The sequence below is a fragment of the Micromonospora noduli genome (assembly GCF_003264365.1).
Taxonomy (GTDB): Bacteria; Actinomycetota; Actinomycetes; order Mycobacteriales; family Micromonosporaceae; genus Micromonospora; species Micromonospora noduli.
Genome location: NZ_PYAK01000050.1, coordinates 25,101 through 45,071, shown reverse-complemented (window position 1 = coordinate 45,071; position 19,971 = coordinate 25,101). Strand labels below are relative to the sequence as shown.

17 protein-coding genes, 1 pseudogene and 1 riboswitch are annotated in these 19,971 nt (G+C 73.0%); of the genes and pseudogenes, 5 read left to right on the top strand and 13 right to left on the bottom strand.

The genetic code is table 11. The features are described 5' to 3' along the window. Positions 1 to 184: 184 nt before the first annotated feature. Positions 185 to 3,099 (top strand): annotated as a pseudogene (locus GUI43_RS26600) (winged helix-turn-helix domain-containing protein). Between the two features lie 5 nt (positions 3,100 to 3,104). Here the strand turns inward: GUI43_RS26600 and GUI43_RS26595 are convergent. The 3 genes from GUI43_RS26595 to GUI43_RS26585 form a co-directional block, all read right to left on the bottom strand. After that, positions 3,105 to 3,653 (bottom strand): DsbA family protein, encoded by a 549-nt coding sequence (locus tag GUI43_RS26595; RefSeq protein ID WP_091409221.1) that lies wholly within the window; start codon positions 3,651 to 3,653, stop codon positions 3,105 to 3,107. Then, positions 3,650 to 4,147, bottom strand: a complete 498-nt coding sequence (locus GUI43_RS26590; RefSeq protein ID WP_112582567.1) for a redoxin domain-containing protein — start codon at positions 4,145 to 4,147, stop codon at positions 3,650 to 3,652. The genes GUI43_RS26595 and GUI43_RS26590 overlap by 4 nt, the downstream gene beginning before the upstream one ends. A 96-nt stretch (positions 4,148 to 4,243) precedes the next feature. Then, positions 4,244 to 4,930: a BON domain-containing protein gene (locus tag GUI43_RS26585; RefSeq protein ID WP_112582568.1), complete on the bottom strand. Its 687-nt coding sequence runs from the start codon at positions 4,928 to 4,930 to the stop codon at positions 4,244 to 4,246. Positions 4,931 to 5,288: 358 nt separating this feature from the next. Here GUI43_RS26585 and GUI43_RS26580 point away from each other — a divergent pair, with 358 nt between their 5' ends. Beyond that, positions 5,289 to 7,985, top strand: coding sequence for a cellulose binding domain-containing protein (locus GUI43_RS26580; RefSeq protein WP_112700030.1), 2,697 nt, complete (start codon positions 5,289 to 5,291; stop codon positions 7,983 to 7,985). 153 nt (positions 7,986 to 8,138) lie between these two features. Here GUI43_RS26580 and GUI43_RS26575 read toward each other — a convergent pair whose 3' ends face one another. Both GUI43_RS26575 and GUI43_RS34010 read right to left on the bottom strand, forming a co-directional pair. Then, positions 8,139 to 8,537 carry a hypothetical protein gene (locus GUI43_RS26575; RefSeq protein WP_091409235.1) on the bottom strand — a complete coding sequence of 133 codons (399 nt, stop codon included), beginning with the start codon at positions 8,535 to 8,537 and terminating at the stop codon, positions 8,139 to 8,141. Between the two features lie 169 nt (positions 8,538 to 8,706). Beyond that, on the bottom strand, positions 8,707 to 8,847 hold the full coding sequence (locus tag GUI43_RS34010; protein WP_167457621.1) for a hypothetical protein: 141 nt from the start codon (positions 8,845 to 8,847) through the stop codon (positions 8,707 to 8,709). 386 nt (positions 8,848 to 9,233) lie between these two features. On the opposite strand from GUI43_RS34010, the gene GUI43_RS26570 reads away from it, so the two are divergent. After that, positions 9,234 to 9,596, top strand: a complete 363-nt coding sequence (locus GUI43_RS26570) for an STAS domain-containing protein (protein WP_030330302.1) — start codon at positions 9,234 to 9,236, stop codon at positions 9,594 to 9,596. Positions 9,597 to 9,614: 18 nt separating this feature from the next. On the opposite strand, the gene surE is transcribed toward GUI43_RS26570, so the two are convergent. Further along, positions 9,615 to 10,442 (bottom strand): 5'/3'-nucleotidase SurE, encoded by an 828-nt coding sequence (gene surE, locus GUI43_RS26565; RefSeq protein WP_112700029.1) that lies wholly within the window; start codon positions 10,440 to 10,442, stop codon positions 9,615 to 9,617. After that, positions 10,439 to 11,416, bottom strand: a complete 978-nt coding sequence (locus GUI43_RS26560; protein ID WP_181518436.1) for a 1-phosphofructokinase family hexose kinase — start codon at positions 11,414 to 11,416, stop codon at positions 10,439 to 10,441. The genes surE and GUI43_RS26560 overlap by 4 nt, the downstream gene beginning before the upstream one ends. 188 nt (positions 11,417 to 11,604) lie before the next feature. Here GUI43_RS26560 and GUI43_RS26555 point away from each other — a divergent pair, with 188 nt between their 5' ends. Then, positions 11,605 to 12,069: an SRPBCC family protein gene (locus GUI43_RS26555; RefSeq protein ID WP_112582573.1), complete on the top strand. Its 465-nt coding sequence runs from the start codon at positions 11,605 to 11,607 to the stop codon at positions 12,067 to 12,069. A 266-nt stretch (positions 12,070 to 12,335) separates the two neighbouring features. On the opposite strand, the gene GUI43_RS26550 is transcribed toward GUI43_RS26555, so the two are convergent. The 5 genes from GUI43_RS26550 to GUI43_RS26530 all read right to left on the bottom strand — a co-directional run bounded on the left by GUI43_RS26550 (position 12,336) and on the right by GUI43_RS26530 (position 18,528). Next, positions 12,336 to 12,845, bottom strand: a complete 510-nt coding sequence (locus tag GUI43_RS26550; protein ID WP_112601485.1) for a DUF2269 domain-containing protein — start codon at positions 12,843 to 12,845, stop codon at positions 12,336 to 12,338. Between the two features lie 142 nt (positions 12,846 to 12,987). Next, positions 12,988 to 14,052 (bottom strand): coiled-coil domain-containing protein, encoded by a 1,065-nt coding sequence (locus GUI43_RS26545; protein WP_373861033.1) that lies wholly within the window; start codon positions 14,050 to 14,052, stop codon positions 12,988 to 12,990. Between the two features lie 5 nt (positions 14,053 to 14,057). Further along, positions 14,058 to 14,189: riboswitch (cyclic di-AMP (ydaO/yuaA leader) on the bottom strand. Positions 14,190 to 14,307: 118 nt separating this feature from the next. Beyond that, a complete protein-coding gene (locus tag GUI43_RS26540; RefSeq protein WP_112700028.1) occupies positions 14,308 to 15,225 on the bottom strand; it encodes a cation diffusion facilitator family transporter in 918 nt (305 codons plus the stop codon). 106 nt (positions 15,226 to 15,331) lie between these two features. Continuing rightward, positions 15,332 to 17,449 (bottom strand): HelD family protein, encoded by a 2,118-nt coding sequence (locus GUI43_RS26535; protein WP_112582576.1) that lies wholly within the window; start codon positions 17,447 to 17,449, stop codon positions 15,332 to 15,334. 107 nt (positions 17,450 to 17,556) lie between these two features. Then, complete coding sequence (locus GUI43_RS26530) at positions 17,557 to 18,528, bottom strand: alpha/beta fold hydrolase (protein WP_112700034.1); 972 nt, start codon at positions 18,526 to 18,528, stop codon at positions 17,557 to 17,559. A gap of 169 nt (positions 18,529 to 18,697) precedes the next feature. Here GUI43_RS26530 and GUI43_RS26525 point away from each other — a divergent pair, with 169 nt between their 5' ends. Beyond that, a complete protein-coding gene (locus GUI43_RS26525; protein ID WP_112700033.1) occupies positions 18,698 to 19,321 on the top strand; it encodes a carbonic anhydrase in 624 nt (207 codons plus the stop codon). Between the two features lie 74 nt (positions 19,322 to 19,395). Here the strand turns inward: GUI43_RS26525 and GUI43_RS26520 are convergent, their stop codons facing one another. After that, positions 19,396 to 19,725: a hypothetical protein gene (locus GUI43_RS26520; RefSeq protein ID WP_030330285.1), complete on the bottom strand. Its 330-nt coding sequence runs from the start codon at positions 19,723 to 19,725 to the stop codon at positions 19,396 to 19,398. Between the last annotated feature and the right edge of the window lie 246 nt (positions 19,726 to 19,971).

Sequence of the window (19,971 nt, the reverse complement as noted above, 5' to 3'; positions counted from 1 at the left end):
GCCGTCCGCGCCGGGCCGGGCACCCCGACGGGGTACGCGCAGCAGCCGCGCCACCCCGGCCAGCGCCGCGCCGCCCAGGGCGGGTCCCGCCCGCGCCAGCCGTCCCATGGGTACCACCCGTCCTCCCGGTTCACGTCCCCCGATCGTCGGTCGCCCCCGGGTGAAGCGCGCTCGCCCGGAAGGGGTGAACCGGCCCGTGTCGGGTAACCGCTCGCCGACCGGGGGCGGAGCGCGTGGTGGGGGTGGGGCTGGGTGCCGGAACAGGATCACGTACGCGTCGAATCGGCACCGGGGCCACCGCTGTTGGCGTCCCGGCTGACGCCGGCCGTGCCGCCGGAGCCGGTGGTCGCCCGGCCCCGCCTGCTGCGCCGGCTGGACGAGGGCAGCGCGGGACCGGTCACCCTGGTGGCCGCCCCCGCCGGCTGGGGCAAGACCACACTGCTCGCCTCCTGGATGCGGCTGGGCGGCGCGCCACCCGACGTGGAGCCGGGCGCGATCGTGCCCGACTCGGGCGACCTGTCGGTCTCGTCGGCTGACGACCCGGTGTCGGCGTGGATGTCGGTGGAGTCCGGCGACGACTCCGACCGGCTCTGGGCGTACCTCGCCGCGGCGCTGCGCTCGGCGACCGGGGCGACGGAGGGCGGCCCGGTGCCCGACCGGCCGCCGCGCCCCGACCAGTTGGAGGCGCTGGCCGCCACGCTCGCCGCCGCCGACCGGCCGGTGCTGCTGATCCTGGACGACCTGCACCGGGTCGCCGACCCGGCGGCGTTGACCGGCCTGGAGTTCCTGCTGCGGCATGCCGGGCGGCGGCTCCGCCTGGTGATCGGCGCGCGGGCCGGACTGCACCTGCCACTGCACCGGCTCCGCCTCGCCGGCGAGCTGACCGAGATCGGCCCGGACGAGCTGGCGTTCACCGACGACGAGGTGGCCGACCTGCTCACCGCCCATGGCGCCGCGCTGCCGGCGACCGCCGTGCACCGGCTGCGGGAGCGCACCGGCGGCTGGCCGGCCGCGCTGCGCATCGCCGCCCTGGCGGTACGCGGACAGCCCGACCCGGAGCGCTGGGTGGGGCAGTTCGGCGGAGACCAACCGGAGATCGCCGGCTACCTGCACGAGGAGGTGCTGGCGGCGCTCGACCCGGCCGAGGAGGATCTGCTGCGACGTACCGCCGTCGTCGACACCGTCTGCGCCGACCTGGCCGAGGCGCTGACCGGCCGCGCCGACGCCGGGCAGGTGCTGGCCGACCTGGCCGGGGCCGGTGGTCTGCTGCACCGGCAGGACACCCGGCCGCCCTGGTACCGGTACGAGTCCCTGCTCGCCGACCTGCTCCGCGCCGACCTCGCCCGGTTGCCCGCCGAGGAGCTACGCGAGCTGCACGTTCGCGCCGCCGACTGGTACGCGGGCGACGGCCGGCCCGCCGACGCTCTGCGGCACGCCCTGGCCGCCGGCCGCTGGGACCTGGCCGGTGACCTGTTCGTGGCGCACTGGCCGGAGCTGACCCGCTACGACCGGGACCCGGTGCACGTCCCAGCACCCACGCCGCCGCCAGCGGAGGTGATCCGCGCCGACCCGGAGGTGGCGTTGGCCTGCGCCGCCGAGCGCGCGTACGCCGGTGACCTGCCGGCCGCCACCGGTCACCTGCGGGCCGCCGCCGGGCACGCCGCTGGTCTGCCGGTGCCGCGCCGGGACCGGTTCCTGCGGTTGGTCACCGGGCTGGAGCTGACAGTGGCCCGGCTCGCCGACGACCGCACCGAGGTCCGGGCCGCCGCCGCTCGCCTACTGCGCACCCGCCCGGCGGAAGCCACGCCGACCCGGCTGCCGACCGGGGTGACCAGTTCCGCCCCGACGGCCGGTGGTGGTGGCGCCGCCGACGACCTGGACCTGCGGGCGTTCACCGGCACCGCGTTGGGGCTGGTCGAGTTGGCCGACGCGGCGCTGCCCACCGCCCGGTTCGTCCGGGCCCGGGCGGCGGCTCGGGAAGCCGGTCGGCCGCGTACCGAGCTGGTCGCTGCGAGCCGCGCCGCGCTGCTGCTCGCGGTGCGCGGCGAGCTGCGGGCAGCCGACCAGGCGGCCAGGGACGCGCTCGGCATGCCGCAGTGTCGGGGCTGGTCCTGTCGGCTCGACTGCGGCCACGCGTACCTGGCTCTCGCCGTGGTGGCGCTGCTGCGCGACCAGCCCGAGGAGGCCAGCGCGAATCTCGCCCTCGCCCTCCCGGCGCTCGACGTGACCGGCAGCTGGGCCGGCGACCCCGAGGTGGGTGACGACTGGCTGACCGCCGCCTTCGACGAACCGGTGGCGGTGACGGTGGCCGCCCTGTGCCGGGCGCAGCTGCACCGCGACTCCGGCGACCCGGCGACCGGCCAGCGGCTGCTCGTCCGGGCCCGGGAGGCGCTGGCCGGCCGGCCGTCCGCTGACGAGCTGAACGGTCTGCTGCGGGCCGCCGAGGCGGAACTGCGGGCCACGCGGGGCGACCTGGACTCCGCCCGCGACCTGCTGGCCGACGCCGCCGACGAGGGGGCCGACCCGGTGCTCGCGGTGACATTGGCGAAGGTGCAGCTGCTGGCCGGCGACGCCGCCACCGCCGAGCGGACCCTCCCGGACTGGCAGGCACCGGCCGCCACGGCCTGGCCGCTACCGGTACGCCTGGACGCCGGTCTGCTCGACGCGGTGCTGGCCCAGCGCGCCGGGGACGGGCGTCGGGCGGGTCGGATCCTGGAGCAGACGCTGGACCTGGCCGGCCCGCAGGGCTGCCGCCGGGTCTTCACCCGCGCCGAACCACCCGTGCGGGACCTGCTGGCCGCACACCTGGATGCGGGCACCGCGCACTTCACGCTGGTCAGTGACCTGGTGCGAGGCGCGGAACAGGGTGCCGCCGGGCCGGCCGCCAGGCCGAGGGGCGCGCTCGACGAGCCGCTCACCGAACGGGAGCTGACCATCCTGCGCTACCTGCAGAGCATCCTGTCCAACGTGGAGATCGCCAGCGAGTTGTCCCTCTCGGTCAACACCGTGAAGACCCACGTCCGCAACATCTACCGCAAACTCGACGCGACCCGCCGGCGTGAGGCGGTCCGGCGGGCGCGCGAGTTGCGGCTGATCTGAGCGGGTCAGGCGTTGGCGGCGGCATCCGCGGCCGTCAGCAGGTCGGGCAGGTCGTACCCGCCGTCGTGCCTGATGCCGTTGACGAACAGGGTCGGGGTGCCGTTCACCCCGCTGCGGATGCCCCCCACGAAGTCCCGGCGCACCCGGTCCGCGTGCGCGCGGTTCTCCACCTCGGCGTTCAACTCGTCCGGCGGCAACCCGACCTGCTCGACGCCGAGCGAGAGGTGCACCGGGTCGAGCTGGTCCTGATGCTCGTAGAGCCAGTCGTGCATCTCCCAGAACCGGCCCCGAACCCCGGCGGCCTCGGCCGTCTCGGCGGCCCGTTCGGCGTACGGGTGCACGTTGGCGATCGGGAAGTAGCGGTAGACCAGCCGTACGGTGTCGGCCCGCTGCCGCAGCAACTCGTGCAGGTTCGGGTACGCGGCACCGCAGAACTGGCACTGGAAGTCGCCGTACTCGACGATGGTCACCGCCGCGTCGGCCGGCCCCCGGATGTGGTCGTCGGTGGTCACCGGGTCGCGAAGTCGGGCGGTGACCTGCAGTGGCGTGCTCATCCGGCCATCACCTTCCGATCGGCGGCGAGTTGGTCCAACGCGTCGAAGATGCCGTCGGCGCCGGGGTTGACGTCGGGCGGCGACAGATAGCTCCAGGTCACCTTCCCCGCCGGGTCCAGCACCACCAGCGCGCGGGCGGCCTCACCGTTCGCCATGTACGCGCCGTAGCTGCGGGCCACCTCGCCCTTGGGCTCGAAGTCGGCCAGCAGGGGGAACTCGATGCCCCGGCTCTCCGCGAACGCCCGGTGTGACCAGATGCTGTCCACCGACACGCCCAGCACCACCGCCTGGTACTGGGCGAAGACGGGAGCCGCCGACTGGTAGAGCGACATCTGGTCACCGCAGACCGGGCTCCAGTCGGCGGGGTAGAAGGCGAGCACGACCGGCCGGCCACGGAACTGCTCGGGCCCCACCAGAGCCCCGTCCGGGGTGGCCGGCAGGGTGAAGCCGGGCGCGGTGCGCCCCGGTTGGATCAGCCCGTTCGGATCACTCATGCCACCAGCCTGCTCCCGGGGTGGGTGAGGCCGGCTCACCCACCCCGGGTGGTTCCGCGCCCGTTCAGCGCCCGCTGGGCGGGCGCCCGCGCCCGCTCAGCGCAGCACCGGGGCGACCGCGATGTGGTTCTGCACCTCCCGGATGCCCGGCGCGGACCAGGCCACCTGCTCAACCTCGGCCCGTTCGGGCATCGAGTGCACCAACCCGGCGAGTATCGCGGTGTCGCCGTGCACCCGGACGCTGATCCGTTCGGCCTCGGTCGCTCCGGCCCGGGCGAGGGCGTCGACGATCTGGTCGGCCAGGTTGCGGCCGTCCGGCGCGGTGGCCGGGCGGACGGTGATGCCGTTGCTCACCCCGCGTACGCCGGTCAGCCGGGCCACCGCGCGTTCGGCGGCTCGGCGCTGGTACTCCCACTCGACGTCGCCGTGCAGCGTCACCCAGCCGGCCGAGACGGTGACCTGGAGCTTCTCGATGGGCACGAACGCGTCCCACTCCAGCCCGTGGCTGGCCGCCGCGGCCAGGTCGCTGTCGGCGCGCTCGGTGTCGTTGGTGAGCTGCACGGCCACGTCGTTGGCGACCGCCCGGACCGAGGCGACCCGGTGGGCGGCCCGCTCGGCGGCCCACTTCTTGGCGTAGCTGTCCACGCGGCCGGTCAGGGTGACGACGCCCTCGGCGACGGTCACGCCGATCTCGTGCGGCTGTACCCGCGGCTCCCAGGTCAGCTCGTCGAGCACGGCGGACTGGATGTCCTGGTCGGTGCGGTTGATCTCCGCGATGGCCATCTGTCCCTCCTCCGCTGTTGCGATGGCGGACCGGGTGCTGGCCGCGGCCGGAGGTCCGCCGTGCTGCGATCCTGCCGCCGCCCCGGGTGAGCCGCCCTCGCCCGGACCGGGTGACGGCGCGGCCCGACCTGGGCGGCACGGATGGGAAGTGGGGACGAACATCGATGATGGGAGCGCTTCCAAAGCGAGCCGCTTTCGGTTACGGTAATCGCGTTCCTCGATCGCGGGAGCCGTCGCGTCGGGTGGTGGAGCCAGGGCAGCTCTGCCCGTCCCCGTCGTCGTGCTCGTCCCCCGGGCCACGGCGTCACCCAGGCGATCGACCCCGTCCCCCGGGGCTCCATCCCGAGAGGAACCGCAGATGCGGAGAAGTCTCGCCGGCACGGTCGTGTCCGTGTTGGCCGCCGCCACAGCCGTCGTGGTGGTCCCGTTCACCGCCGCTGGGTCGGCCCCCACCCCGGCCGCAGCGGAGGCGTACACCTGGCGGAACGTCCCGGTGGGCGGTGGCGGCTTCGTACCCGGCATCGTCTTCAACCCCACCGAGAAGAACCTCATCTACGCGCGCACCGACATCGGCGGGGCGTACCGCTGGGAACAGGCCAGCCAGTCCTGGACGCCGCTGCTCGACTGGGTCGGCGCCGACCGGTGGGGCTACAACGGCGTGGTCAGCATCGCCACCGACCCGGTGCAGACCAACCGGGTGTACGCCGCGGTCGGCATGTACACAAACGGCTGGGACCCGAACAACGGCGCGATCCTGCGCTCGGCCGACAAGGGCGCCACCTGGCAGGCCACCGAGCTGCCGTTCAAGAACGGCGGCAACATGCCGGGCCGGGGCATGGGGGAGCGGCTCGCCGTCGACCCCAACCGGAACAGCATCGTGTACTACGGCGCCGAGGGTGGCAACGGGCTGTGGCGCAGCACCGACCACGGCGTGACCTGGGCCCGCGTCGCCGCCTTCCCCAACGTCGGCAACTACCGGGCGGACCCCAGCGACCCGAACGGCTACAACGGGCAGAACCAGGGCCTGACCTGGGTCAGTTTCGACAAGAACACCGGCACCGCCGGCTCCACCACGCAGACCATCTACGTCGGCGTGGCCGACAAGGAGAACCCGGTCTACCGCAGCACCGACGGCGGCGTCACCTGGGCGCGCATCCCCGGTCAGCCAACCGGCTACCTGGCCCACAAGGGGGTCGTCGACCCGGTCGGTGGTCACCTCTACATCGCCACCAGCGACACCGGCGGCCCGTACGACGGCGGCAAGGGCGACGTCTGGAAGTTCACCCGGTCGACCGGGGCCTGGACGCGGATCAGCCCGGTGCCCTCCACCAGCGCCGACGCCTACTTCGGCTACAGCGGGCTGACCATCGATCGGCTTCGCCCGAACACCCTGCTGGTGGCCACCCAGGTCTCCTGGTGGCCGGACGCCATCTTCTTCCGCAGCACCGACGGCGGGGCGAGCTGGACGCGGATCTGGGAGTTCAGCAACTACCCGGAGAGGTCCCGCCGCTACACGATGGACATCAGCTCGGTGCCCTGGTTGACCTTCGGCCTCAACCCGGCGCCTCCGGAGGACGCGCCCAAGCTCGGCTGGATGAACGAGTCGGTGGAGATCGACCCGCACGACTCCAACCGCATGATGTACGGCACCGGCGCCACCATCTACGGCACCACCGACCTGACCAAGTGGGACACCGGCGGTCAGTTCACCCTCCGGCCCATGGTCCGGGGGCTGGAGGAGACCGCCGTCCTCGACCTGATCAGCCCGCCCAGCGGTGCACCCCTGATCAGCGCGCTCGGCGACGTCGGCGGCTTCCGACACACCGACCTGGACGCGATTCCGTCGATGCTGTTCACCCAGCCGGTGTTCACGTCCACCACCAGCCTGGACCACGCTGAGAGCAAGCCCGCGGTGCTGGTGCGCGCCGGCAACTTCACCGACGCCGACCGACCCAATGACAGTCACGTCGCCTTCTCCACCGACGGCGGCGCCACCTGGTTCCAGGGCACTGAACCGTCCGGGGTCAACCTCGGCGGCACGGTGGCCGCCGCCGCCGACGGCAGCCGCTTCGTCTGGGCGCCCGGTGACGCGGGCCAACGCGTCGTCCACTCGGTCGGTTTCGGCAACTCCTGGGCAGCGTCAACCGGCATTCCGGCGAACGCCACTGTCGAGTCCGACCGGGTCGACCCCACCCGGTTCTACGGCTTCAGCGGCGGGCGTTTCTACCTGAGCACCGACGGCGGGGCCAGCTTCACCCCGACCGCGGCGACCGGGCTGCCCACCGCCGACGTGCGGTTCAAGGCCCTGCCGGGCCGGGCCGGCGAACTGTGGCTGGCGGGGCCGGGTGGTCTGTGGCGCTCCACCGACGCGGGCGCCAGCTTCACCAGGCTGGACGGCGTCAGCGCCTCCGGCAACGTCGGGTTCGGCAAGGCGGCACCCGGGCGGACCAACCCCGCCGTGTTCCTCTACGGCACTGTGAACGGTCAACCGGGCGTGCACCGCTCCGACGACACCGGCGCGACATGGGTACGCGTCAACGACGACCGCCACCAGTACGGCAATCCGACCGAGGCGCTGACCGGCGATCCGCGCGTCTACGGTCGGGTCTACCTCGGCACCAACGGTCGCGGCATCCTGGTCGCCGACCGCACGGGAGGCGAGCCCCCGACCACACCACCGCCGACCACGCCACCGCCGACGACGCCACCGCCGACGACGCCGCCCCCGACCACTCCGCCGCCGCCGTCCGCCGGCTGCACGGCGACGTACCGGGTGACCGGCTCCTGGTCCGGCGGTTTCCAGGCCGAGCTGCTGGTCCGCAACGCCGGAAGCGCCCCCATCGCCGGCTGGACGCTGGGCTGGACCTTCGCCGACGGCCAGCGGATCGACCAGCTCTGGGGCGGTACCCACACCCAGACCGGAGCCGCCGTGTCGGTCCGGGACACGGGCTGGAACGGCACGCTCGCCGCCGGGGCCAGCACCACGGCCGGTTTCCTCGGCTCGTGGACCGGTCGCAACACGTCCCCGGCCGCCATCACCTGCACGAGTCGATGAGCCGGTGATCCGGGTCGGGACCCCGGATCACCACCAGACACCGGTCCGCCGGGCCGCCTGAGGGGTCCGGCACCCGGCGGACCGGGTCCACCCCAGCACCACCACGGGCCCCGCTCGACCTGAGTCGATCGGGGCCCGTGATGGTGCTGTCGTTCAGATGGCGGGGGAGTTGGGGCGGTCGACGTCGACGAACTCCACGTCGTCGACGGCACGGTCGTCCCGGCTGCCGGCGGCCCGCGCGGCGGAGCCGACGGCCCAGCCGACAGCCGCGCCGACGAGCGCGGCGCCGATCAGGAGCGTCCAGGGCAGTGCCGGCTGGCGCCCGGCGAGCGCGTCGAAGGCCAGCGAGGCTCGGCGTCGCGCCTCCTCGGCCGCGGATCCCACCAGGTCACCCGCCCCGTCGGCGAGGTCGCTGCTGTTCTGGCGGGCCGAACGGGCGGTGTCCCGCACACTGTCTCCGGCATAGCTGACGGCCGAGAGCAGGTGCTCCCAGGCCTGGTCCGCGATCCGCTCCGGCTTGCTGCGGCGGTCCAGCAGGTTGGTTCCGAACATCGTGGTTACCTCCTCGGGTGCCGAAGCCGCCGGCCACTTCGGACTTCGGCGTCTTTCCAGCGCGTCACGGTGTCGCCTACCCCGCAGTGCCCCGCGTCAGCCGGACGCAAACCCCGACCTCCGCGGAGCACCGGTAGCTCGGCGCGCCGGAACCCGGCGCGCCACCGACTCAGCGCACCGCTGACACGGCGACCCCGCGGGCGAAGTCGTCGTCATCGTCGTCATCGTCGCCCCCGCCACCGAAACCGCAGGCCAAGACGAGGGCGAGCAGAACACCGACGCCGGCCAGCCCGGCAAGTCGCTTGATCATCGAAGATCCTCTCCGTCGCGGTGGTGTCCCGGCCGATGCTAGGGCGCATCGGCAACCGGGGACGCGGATCGCGCCGGCCGGCGACGGGCGACACGCCGACGGCACACGGGGCAGGCGTACGTCATGGGCCGGTTGTCGGGCGCGCCGGGTCCGGACCGCTACCCTGGTTCGGCGGCGCGTCGGTCACGACCGATCGTCGATGGTCAGATAACGAAAAGTCTTGAGTAATCAGATACTGAAAAGTGCGGATATGGGTGGTTTTGTGGGCCCGGATCCGCGAATTGCTCATCCCGAGGGGTGGCGACCGAGGCCGTCGGAGGAATACTCTCGGTCGCGGCCCGCGTACTGATGAGGCGCCCGGGGGACGGGCGGGTGGAGGTGCTCGCGTGAGCCTGTCGATCGTGAAGTCGGTTCTGTCCGGTGGTGTCGTGGAAATCGCCCCAAGGGGTGAGATCGACGTCGACACAGCGTACGAGGTGCGTGAAGCGATCGCAGAGGTGCTGGCCAAGGGCCGCCCCCTGCGCATCGAACTCAACATGAGGTTGGTCACCTTCATCGACTCGGTCGGCATCAGCGCCATGGTCGCCGGCTTCCAGACAGCCGAGGTCAGCGACGTCAAGCTGGTGGTCACCGAGCCGAGCCGGTTCGTGCACCGGCAGCTCTGGGTGACCGGCCTGCTCGGCCTCTTCGGCGCCCCGGAGCCCTACTTCGCCGGTGCCGCCACCCCCGAGGTGCTGCCCGGCGCCTGAGCGCGCCGGGCGTCCCCGTCAGGGCTGTTCGTCCAGGCCGGTCAGGTCGATGTCGGTCGCCTCGGTGACCGCTCGGATGGCCGTCACCGACGCGTACCCGGCGGCCAGCAACGCCACGTCCGTGCCCGGCTGTGCGGCCTGCCCCGGCTCCTCCAGCGAGGTACGGACGAACCCGTGGCCGGATTCGGCCACCGTCATCTGCACCTGGCCGAAGCTGGCCAGGGTGCCGCGCCGCACCCCGCGCAACTGCCCGTGCGGCAGGTCCGGGGTGTTCACGTTGAGCACGCTCTCCATGGGCGCGGAGGTCAAGCGGGGGAGCAGGTCCAGGGCGACCCGCGCGGCGGTGCCCCAGTGCCGCTCGGCGTCGCGTACCCGGGCGGCGGCGTCCACGGCGGCGCCACCGCTCGCGGCCGTCGCCTCGCCAGCGGAGAGCACGTCGAGGGAGACCGCCATCGCCCGGCAGCCGTTGGTGGCGGCGGTGAACGCGGCGCCCACGGTCCCGGAGTGCAGCACCGCCCGGCCGGCGTTGGCGCCCCGGTTGACGCCGGAGAGCACCACCGACGGCGGTGGGCCGAACGCCCCGTGCAGGGCGATCAGCGTGATGAAGCCCGGGGACCCGGCGACCCCGTACGCCGGCACACCCGCCAGGTCCGGCAGCGGGTGGTCGTTCACGACGACCCGCCCGTCGCGCTCCATGGCGCTCATCGCGGCGCTGGTGCCGCTCGCCTCCTCCATCGGTGCGGCCACCACGACGTCCAGGCCCCGCTGCCGGGCAGCCCAGGCCAGCGCCTGGATGCCCGGCGCGGCGATCCCGTCGTCGTTGGTGATCAACACCCGCACTGTCATCGCTCGACCACCCGGCCGGCCAACTCGTCCGGGGTGGTCCGCTCCTGTTGCCGGCTGTCCGCCGGCACCAGCCGGACCCGGTCCACCAGGCCGGTAATCGAGTCCAGCCGCCCGGTGCCCAGGCCGTGCCGGGTCACGTTCAGCGCGCCAGCGGCGGCGCCGGTGCGGATGGCGGTCCGAATGTCCCCGCCCCTGGCCACGACGGCCGCCACGCCGGCCGTCATCGAGTCGCCCGCGCCGCGCGGGTCGGCGGCCTCCAGCCGGGGCATCTCGACCTGGAACAGCTCCCCGTCGATGAGCGCCAACGCCGGCTGGTCGGCGCGGCTCACCACCACCGTCTCGGCGCCGCCCGCGTGCAGCTCGTACATGGCCCGGGTCAGCTCCTCGGTGTCGTCGCTGCGGGCGCGGCCGTCGCGGATCAACTCCTCGTGACTCACCTTGAGGAAGAACACCCCGCTCTCCAGCACCGAACCGAGGTGATCGCCGGAGAGGTCGACCACCACCCGTCCGCCGTTCGCGCCGAGGTCGGCGGCGAAGCGTCGGTACAGGTCGGCCGGTACGAGCCACGGTTCGTTCGGCCCACTGAGGATGCTCACCGAGGCCCGCAGGCCCTCGCCGAGGGCGAGGTTGTACAGCTCGTCGATCTCGTGCCGGCTCAGCGGCTGCCCGGGCACGTCGGCGATCTCCTGCCGGGAGCCCTCGCGGCGATCGTGCACGTACCCGCCGCTGCCGGAGTCACGGACCACCACCTTGAGGTCCACGCCCTCGCTGACCAGCAGCGGCTCCAGCACCTGGCCGATCTCACCGCCGAGGGCGGCGCAGAGCACCACGTCGACTCCGAGGGAGATCACCATCCGGGCCTGCCAGACGCCCTGCCCACCAGGGTGCAGGTGCAGCTCGGGGTGGTCGTTGGGCTGGTCCACCGTCACCGTCAGCTGTGGAGTGGGCGCGAAGACCATCACGTGCCCACTCATCGCTCGTCGCCGTTCATGCTGGCCGCCCTCCGGCACCTTCGGAAGATTTTGTACTAACCGACCTTAATGGCGCAGGTGGTGACAGGTCGTCGCATCGGCCCGGTCCGCAGCGGCGCTGAGGGCCCGGGGCGTTGCCAGCCAGACATCGGTACGGGACGATCGGGCGACCAACGACGGCGGGAGACGGTGTGCTCAGCAGCGATACCTTCAGCTACACCGTCCAGGCCCGGTGCTCACCCGCCGAGGCGGCAGCGTTGCTCAGCGACCTGACCCGGCAGGGCGAGCTGCATCCGCTGATCGTCCGGGTTCGTCGGGTGCCGCCCCGGCCCGGCGCCCAGGCCAGCTACACGATCAACGACCGGTTGGCGGCCGGTCCGCTGCGCTTCCGGACCACCTACCACGCGGACGTGCTGATCAGCGAGGCCGACGAGATCGTCATGGTTGCCCGCCAGTGGCCGGCCACCACCGTGCGAAACCACACCCGACTGCGCGCCGAGCCGGACGGCCTGGTCCGCATCGACGTCGAGATCACCCTGACCGCGCCGAGGCCCCTGTTCCGGTACGCGTTCCGCCAGGCCCAGGCCGCTCACCTCGCCCTCGCCACCCGGCTGGGCGCCGCCCTCGACCGCACCGGCAACCCCCCACCCACCTGACCCGCGCCCGCGCCGCCCGCTGTCGCTCCGCGCCGCCCAGCGCCGTGTTCGGCGCTGGCGCTGCACCATCGTGCTCAGGGCCTGGGTGTCACTGTCGTTTCAGCAGGCAGAGGTCGCCGTGGCGACATCCGTCGGGCGGTGCTACTCCGGTGAGCGACATACCTCAGAGGTATAAATATGACTCCTTGGTATAACGCCTACCAGCGAGACTCCCCCGAGCAGCAAGGCGAGGTCGCTGCGGCGCCCGCGTGCAGCGGCCGCGGCGCCTAGACCGTGGTTCCGGCGCGATCACGGCTCGTGCGGGCGGATCGGGTGGCGGGACGCCGGCCCCACGGCTTGTAGGTGGACAGCACCGTCGCGATGATCATCAGGCTGGTCGACACCGCCGGCGCGATGACCAGGTCGGCGCGATCCCGGGCGGGCAGGGCGGCGCCGACCGCTCCGGCGTGACGCAGGTTCGGGGTGAGCAGGAACAGCACCAGCCCGACCATCACCGTGGTGAGCACGAGCTTGACCAGCACCCAGCGGTGGCGCAGCAGACCCCACGGGGTGAGTAGCGAGCTGGCGACTCCGATCAGCCAGACCAGGACGCTCAGCGGCGCGAACAGCAGCGTGCCGACCAGGGCCGTGACCGGATAGACCACCGCCGGGTCGGCACCTCGCTGCACGGCGATGCCGAGGGTGAGCAGCACCAGGTCGGCGCCGAGCCAGCCGAGCGAGGTGACGAGGTGCAGGGTGAGCAGCGCCTTGCGGGTGGTGGGTCGGATCCGAGGCATACCGCGATGCTGCCCGCCGACCGCGGCCGGGTCGTCCGACGAGCGACGACATCAGGGGTACGCCCGGCGACGTAGCCCGACCCCGGACGCACGTGATGCCTGTGAGTCATCACGACGACTCACAGGCATCACGACGCGTGGGTCAGTAGACCGACAGGTGTACGTGGTTGGTGTGGTCGGTCGACGGGGTGCCGTGCGCCCCGCTGTACGACTTCCACCCGCTGCTGGGCAGCCAGATCTGCCTGTACCAGATCACGTAGAGCACGGCGAGCCGGTCCGCGTTGCGGATGAAGTACGCGGCCAGGTTGTTGCCGTACGTCTTGTCGCCGCCGGTGGCGTCCCCGCCGAAGCCGCCCTTCTGCGCCGCGAAGTCGCAGGCCCGGCCCTTCGGGTGTTCACCGGAGCCGCTGGGGCGGTGGCACGAGACGTACCGGGTGAATCCCGCGGCCTTGGCCTGGTTGAGCGCGTGCAGGGTGCGTGGGGTGATGCAGCCGCTGGCCGGGGTGGGGTCGTTGACGCTGCACGACTCGGAGGGCCAGGAGCCGTCGGAGTTGCGCGGCGCGGCCGTCGCGTTGGCGCTGGAGGTGCCCCGGTTGGAGCCGGTGTCGGCGGTGGTCTGCGGTTTGGGTGCGGTGGCCACGGTCAGGGCCCGTTCGGCCTGCTCCTTGCGCTTGGCCATCACCGCGACCTGCTTGCGCTGTTCGTTGATCTCGCCGTCCAGGCCGACGCGGGTGCGGTTGGCCTTGTCCTTGCTGTTCAGCAGGTCGCGCAGCACCCGGTCCTCGTTGGCGGCCACCGCGTCCAGCGCGGCCGCCCGGTCCATGAAACCTTCCGGGGTGTTGCTGTTGAGCAGCGCCGACATCGCGCCGAGCCGACCGGTGCGGTAGGCCACTTCGGCGATCTCGCCGACCTTGCCGTTGCGCTGCTCGATCTCGACCTCGATGGTCTTCAGCTGGGTGGCGAGCTGCTTCTGCCGTTGCACGGAGGTGTCCAGGGCGCGCTTCGCGTCCAGGTAGCCCTTGCTGGCCGCCTCGAGTTGGGCCCGCAACGCCGGGGTGCCGCCCTCCTCGTCGGAGTCGGGTGCGGCGGCCCGCAGGCCGGTCGGGGGAGCGGCCGAGGCGGTGCCGGCCGGAAGCGCGACGCCGAGGGCGAACATCGCGACGATCAGGGCCGCCAGGCGGGCGGCGGGTGGTCGTGCTGGTGCCACTGCGCATGTCCTTCCGTCAGCCGCCGACCGGGTTAGCTGACGGGTTCGGGACGGAAGATCCCTACCGCTGACGCGGATACACCCCAGGAACATGGTTCCCCGGTTCGCCCAGTTGGGCGATTAGGCGGCGACCGCCACCGGCGCCGGGAGGGCGCCGCCTGGTGGAGGCCGGGACCGAGCCTACCGGTGCCGGTGGGACCCCTGCAGCCATTGTGACGGACGGTGCGTGCGTCACCACGGAAAATTACGGCTCCGTCACCATTCGATGGAGCCACAGGCTCCAGAAGCGGCGCCGGGCTCGATCTGCAACGTCGCGTGCTCGATGCGGAAGTCGTCATGCAGGGCCGTACGCGCCGCGGTGAGCACCGCGCCGACCTCCGCGCCGGGTGCCATGGTCAGGTGAGCGGAGGCGACCTCCATGCCCGAGGTGAGCGTCCAGACGTGCAGGTCGTGCACCTCGACGACACCGGGGACGGCGGCGAGCCGGTCGTGCACGGCCGTCACCTGGAGGTGCTCCGGGGCGGCCTGCACCAGGATGCGGATGGCGGCGCGGGCCAGCCGCCAGGTGCGCGGCAGGATGAACACGCCGATGGCGACCGCGACCAGGGGGTCGGCCCACCACCAGTCGGTGACGGTGATGAGCAGTGCCGCGCCGATGACGCCGAGCGAGCCGAGCAGGTCACCGAGCACCTCCAGGTAGGCACCCTGGAGGTTGATGCTCTCCCGGGCCCCGGCGCGCAGCAGCGCGAAGGCGGCGATGTTCGCGAGCAGGCCGAGCACGGCCACCGCGAGCATCGGGCCGGCGATGACCTGGTGCGGGTCGCCGAAACGGCGGATCGCCTCGATCACTACGTAGATCGCGACGCCGGAGAGCAGGACGGCGTTGGCCAGCGCGGCGAGCACCTCGAGCCGGTAGAGCCCGAAGGTGCGCTGCGGGTCGCCGGTGGCCCGCCGGGTCGCCGTGATGGCAGCGAGCGCCATCCCGATGCCGAGCACGTCGGTGAACATGTGCCCGGCGTCGGAGAGCAGGGCGAGCGAGCCGGTGTGCAGGGCGGCCACCGCCTCGACCGCCATCAGGGTGGCGAGCAACCCGAAAGCCGCCCAGAGTCGACCTCGGTGCTGGTGTGCGGCATTGGCGACGGACCCATGGTGGTGGTCATGACCTGCGCCCACGAGAACCACCTTCCGCCGCTGGTCGGGACCCGGTCAAATGTATGTTCACATCGCTATGTGTGCAAGTGTACGGGCAGGGCCTTCCGCTGGCGGCAGTCCGCGCACGTCAGCCGGTCGGGTCGATGGTGGTGAGCCGCTGGGTGGCTCGGGAGAGCGCCACGTACAGGGTGCGCACCCCCGCGCCCGGATCCGCCCGGATCTCGCTCGGGGCGACCAGCACCACCCCGTCGTACTCCATGCCCTTGGCCTCCAGGCTGGTCACCACCTGCAACCTCGGCGCGCCGAGCGCGCCCAGCCACCCGGCGACCTCGTCCCGGCGGGGGACCGGCGTGATCACCCCGACCGTGCCCTCCACCTCGGCCAGCAGGCCGGCGGCGGCCTCCACGGTCGCGGTCTCCAACCCCGTCGCGGGCACCACCAGCTCCACCGGCTCGACCCCGGTGGAGCGCACGGCGGTCGGCAGCGGCAGGTCCGGGTAGAGCCGACGGATCTCCGCCGCCGCCACCGCGAAGATCTCCGCCGAGTTGCGGTAGTTCGTGGTGAGCGTGAAGTCGTGTCGCTTGCGCCGGCCCAGCGCCTGGTCGCGGGCTCGGGTCAGCTCCTCCGGATCGCCGGTCCACGCGGTCTGCGCGGGGTCGCCCACCACGGTCCAGGAGGCCAGCCGGCCGCGTCGACCGATCATCCGCCACTGCATCGGCGAGACGTCCTGCGCCTCGTCCACCACCACGTGCGCGTACTCCCGGTAGTCCTCCGGACGCTCCCGGGCCGCCGCGCGGGCGGCCCGCTGCCGTTCACCGAGGGTGCTCAGCTCACGGACGCCGCCAGCGAGCTGGAACGGATCGCGTCGCGCGCGAGCCGGCTGCGCGGGCTTACCGAGCAGCGCGTCCAACTCGTCCAGCAACGCCACGTCGGCGATGGTCAGCCCAGCCGAGTCCAGGTTCCGGTAAGCGGCGTTGAGCAGCCGGATCTCCGCCGAGGAGAGGATCCCCCCGGCGTACCGGCGCAGCCGGTCCGGCTGCGCCAGCCAGCCGAGCACGTGCCGGGGGTGCAGCCGAGGCCACCACGCCTTGAGGAACTCCCGGAACTCCGACCGCTCGGCGATCTCCGCCTCGAAGGCCGGTTGCTCCGGCAGTCGACCGCTGCTCAGCTCACGGGCCTGCGCCCAGAGCGCGGCGAACACCCCGTCGAAACCGGCCCGGCGCACCTCGTTGCGTCGTGCGCCGCGTTGCAGCGCGCGGTCCCGGATCCGGTCCAGCGCGGCCCGGTCCAGCCGCAGCAGCGTGCCGCGGTAGAGCAGCCGCAGCTCACCCGGGCCGCCCGGCACCGCGTCGCGGGCCGCCCGCTCCAGCACCCGGCGCATCCGCAGCGAGCCCTTCACCGCCGCCACCTCGGGCGGGTCAGGGCGGGTGGCGGTCATCCCCGGGAAGAGGGTGCCCAGCGAGTGCAGGGTCGCGGTGTCCTCGCCGAGCGACGGCAGCACGGAGCCGATGTACTCGACGAAGACCGACGACGGGCCCACCACAAGGATGCCGCCGCCGGCGTAGCGGCTGCGGTCGGAGTACAGCAGGAACGCGGCCCGGTGCAGGGCGACAGCGGTCTTGCCGGTGCCGGGGCCGCCCGCGACGATCGTCACCCCGGAGCCGGGTGAGCGGATCGCCTCGTCCTGCTCCCGCTGGATGGTCGCCACGATGTCACGCATGCCCCGACCGGTGGCCTTGGACAGGGTGGCCAGCAACGCGCCGTCACCGACGACAGTCATCCCCTCCGGGGCGGCCGTCGGGTCCAGCAGGTCGTCCTCGATCCGGGTGACCCGCTCGGCGCGGGACTGGATGGTGCGGCGCCGTACCACGTCCAGCGGCTGCGCCGGGGTGGCCTGGTAGAAGGCGGCGGCGGCCGGCGCGCGCCAGTCGACGACAAGCGTGACGGCGTTCTCGTCGCGGATCCCCAGTCGCCCGACGTGCAGCACCTGACGGTCGCGCAGGTCCAGGCGGCCGAAGACCAGCCCCTCGTGCTCGGCGTCCAGGGTGTGCCGCCGCTGCGCCGCGTGGAAGACCATCGCGTCGCGCTCGACCAGGGCGCCGTGCGTGCCCACCCGGGCCATCCGGTAGCCGTCACGCTCGGCGCGGACGGCCGACTGCCGCAGCTCGGCCAGTCGGGCGTACACCCGGTCGAGGTGTCGTTGCTCGACGGCGATCTCCTGCTCCAGGCCGGTCTGGTCGGTCAACGCACGCTCCTTCAGAGGTCGCCGGCAGGCGGCGGGAACCGCGCGGGCCAACCGAGAAGAGTACGGCCCTGGGCCCGACCCGCCGCGCCCGAGGTGCGCGAACGTGCTCAGGCACCCGCCTCGGCGGGGGCCGTGCCACGGTGAGCCGGCGGCGATGCGCCACGGTGGGCCGGCGGCGATTCGGCGAGCACCCGTCGCAGCACGCCGGTGAGCGCGGCGTTGACCTCGTCCGGACGTTCCATCATCAGCATGTGCCCGGCACCCGGGCAGACGGTCAGCTCGGTGGCCGGCAGGGCCGCCGCGATCGACTCGGCGCACGGCGGTGGGGTCAGCCGGTCCCGGTCGCCGACCAGGGCGGCGGCCGGCAGGTGGGCCAACGCGGCGAGGGTGTCCAGTCGGTGCTGGGTGCCGATGGAGGCGCGGAACCCGCCGATCGAACGCAGCGAGGCCCGAGCCACCGCGGAGGTCACCAGGCGGATGTCGGCCGGCTCGCAGCGGTCACCGAAGAGCATCCACCGGATGCTCGGTCGCAGCGCGTTCAGCAGTGCCCGGGGCGCGCGCCACGAGCCACACCGGGCCAGCACGCCGGCGCCGGTCGTCTCGGCCAGCCGGATCAACCGGGCGATCCGCGGCGAGAGCCCGTAGACGGTGTGCGTGTGCCCCTCGGCGGTGGTCGAGACGAAGACCAGGCCGGCGGTACGGGCGGCGAAGTGCGCGGGGTGGCGGTGGGCGTACTCCATGATCGTCATGCCGCCCATCGAGTGCCCGACCAGCACCACCGGGCCGGTCGGCGCGACCGCGTCGATCACCGCGGCCAGGTCGTCACCCAACTGGGCCACTGTCGCAGTTGGCAGCGCCATGCAGCTGGACCGGCCGTGCCCCCGCGCGTCGTAGGCGACCACCCGCACCGCACCGCCGAACGGCGGTGCCGTGAGCGCGTCGACCTGCCGGTGCCAGGCACGTCCGTCCAGCGTCCAGCCGTGCAGCAGGATGGCGGTGACCTGGGCGTCCGTCGGACCCGTCGCCTCGACGTTGAGCCGTACACCGTCCGGCAGACCGACCTCGAACCGCTCCGGCATCGCCACCTCCCCAGGGCCGCCCAGTACCACCAGCACCGGGATACCCGGCGGTAACACCGGCTACCCGCCATGACACCACGCCAATCGCCCCGTGGCGAACATTCCCGACCTCGCCCGTGCCGGACGGCGGCGGGCCAAGCTGAACGGCATGGTGTCGTCGGGAGCGCCCATGGGTGCGACGTCCGGGCAGGGGCGGCAGGCTGGCGGTACGCCCCGCGCCGCGCTGGCCGACCTGCTCGCCGGCAATCGGCGGTTCGTCAGCGGCCAGCCGGTGCACGGACACGACGTCACGGCCGCCGCCGCGGCCTCCGGCGACCAGCAGCCGTACGCCGTGGTGCTGGGCTGCATCGACTCCCGGGTGCCGTTGGAGGCGATCTTCGACCAGACCTTCGGCGCGATCTGCGTGATCCGTACCGGGGGGCACGTGCTCGATCGCGCGGTCCGCGGCTCGATCGAGTACGTGGTCGGCCAACTCGGCGTACCGCTGGTGATGGTCCTCGGCCACGAGCGGTGCGGCGCGGTGCAGGCCACGGTGGAGGCGCTGCGCACCGGGCAGCGTCCGGGTGGGTCGCTGGCGCACCTGGTGAACGAGATCGCCCCGGCGGTGACCGAGGCGGGGCTCGACGATCCGGCGGTGCAGCCGCTGGCGATCCGCCGGCACGTCCGGCGCACGGTGCGCACCCTGCGCCAGGACGATCTGCTGGCCGCGCCGGTGGCTGCCGGCCGGGTGGCCGTGGTCGGCGGCCTCTACGACCTGGCCAGCGGCGAGGTCGCCCTGCTCGATCCAGGCTGACCCGGCCCGGGACATGCGAAACCGCCCGCCGGGAACTGCCGGCGGGCGGTTTCGTTGGTGCGGTGGGGGAGGGCTCAGCCCTCGAAGACGCCGGCCGCGACCAGGCGCTTCTCGGTGGCCTCCCAGCCGTCACCCGGGTGGGTGGCAGCCAGGTTGTTGATCTCCGCCCGGATCTTGGCGGCGTGGCCGGCGGCGGCCAGAACGCGGATCTCCTCGACGAAGGCGTCGGAGTCCGTGCGCAGGTGCGCGGTCTTGCCGTTGGTCAGGTTCCGCACGTAGGCGTGCTTGCCGCCGTTGAGCGGGATGAGGTACTTGAACTCGCCCAGCACGCTGAGGGCGCCACCCTGGCCAGCCTGGCCGGCCCGGACGGACGCGCGCGCGGTCTTAGAGGTGTTGCTCGCCACGGAGGTACTCCTTGCAAGACGTACGGGAGGACTGGACGTCCGGGGGCTGTGTGCGGGTCGTACGTGACTCGACCCGCGAAGGTGTAACGCGGCATAAGCCGCCGGTGGAACTGTACAGGACCACGACATCATGCTGGTCGTCGCGGTGTCCTGAGAGGCAACGGCGACCACCCGTCCGGCTATTCCACCCGGCGTTTTTTCCGATTCCCTGGCGCACCATGCGTCACAGGAGTCATCATGTGTTGC